The organism is Nocardia vulneris (assembly GCF_001613425.1).
In the GTDB taxonomy this organism is placed as follows: domain Bacteria; phylum Actinomycetota; class Actinomycetes; order Mycobacteriales; family Mycobacteriaceae; genus Nocardia; species Nocardia vulneris.
The window spans coordinates 1-884 of record NZ_BDCI01000073.1 but is presented as its reverse complement, the minus strand read 5'-3'; the positions used below and the strand labels follow the sequence as shown (position 1 = coordinate 884).

The 884-nt window shown below is 62.3% G+C and carries 1 protein-coding gene; it reads left to right on the top strand.

All coding sequences use genetic code 11. From position 1 onward, the window contains the following. A partial coding sequence (locus NVU01S_RS44060; protein ID WP_156522252.1) for an acyltransferase domain-containing protein occupies positions 1 to 884 on the top strand: 884 nt, incomplete at both ends.

The window sequence follows — 884 nt, the reverse complement described above, 5'->3', positions numbered from 1 at the left end:
GCTTTCGACGCGGCGGTAGCCGGGTTGGAAACACAGTTGGCGTGCCCGCTCCGAGACATCATGTGGGGCCAGAATCATGATGCTCTGCACCAGACACAGTTCACACAGGCGGCGTTGTTCGCCGTCGGTGTGGGAGTGACACATTTACTGCGAGAGTGGGGGATTCGACCGGATTTCGTGGCAGGACACTCGATCGGTGAGGTGAACGCCGCTTACGCCGCAGATGTTTTGTCACTCGAGGACGCAGTAACTCTGGTGGCTGCGCGGGCGCGGCTGATGCAGGCTTTACCCGAGGGCGGGGCGATGGCTGCAGTGCAGGCCTCTGAGCCAGAGGTACTGGCGCTGCTGACCTCTCGAGTAGCTGTGGCAGCGGTCAATACTCCACAGGCGGTAGTACTTTCAGGCACCCACGCCGAAGTCGCAGCTGTTGTCGAACAGTTGCGCGGCCAGGGACGCAAGGTCAGCTGGTTGCAGGTATCGCATGCGTTCCACTCCCCGCTGATGGAGCCGATGCTGGCACAGTTCGCCTCAGCGATAGCCGATCTGTCTTTCGCCGAACCGGTCATTCCGATGGTGTCGAACATCGACGGCAGTCTCGGCAGCGGCCGTGTCGGCGGTCTCGATCCGGCCACCGCAGAGTATTGGGTCGAACAGATCCGGGCTACCGTGCGGTTCGGTGAGGGAATACAAGCTCTACGCCGGGCCGGGGTGGAGCGTTTCGTCATCGCCGGCCCTGACGGAGGACTGACAGGACTGATCACCCAAAATCTCGACAACCCACCAGTGGACGAGGACCTGCCGACAGGAGACCCGGCCCTGGTGACCGTGGTGCCCGTGCTGGGCAGAGACCGTAACGAGACAGAAACCGCGTTGAACACCGCTGC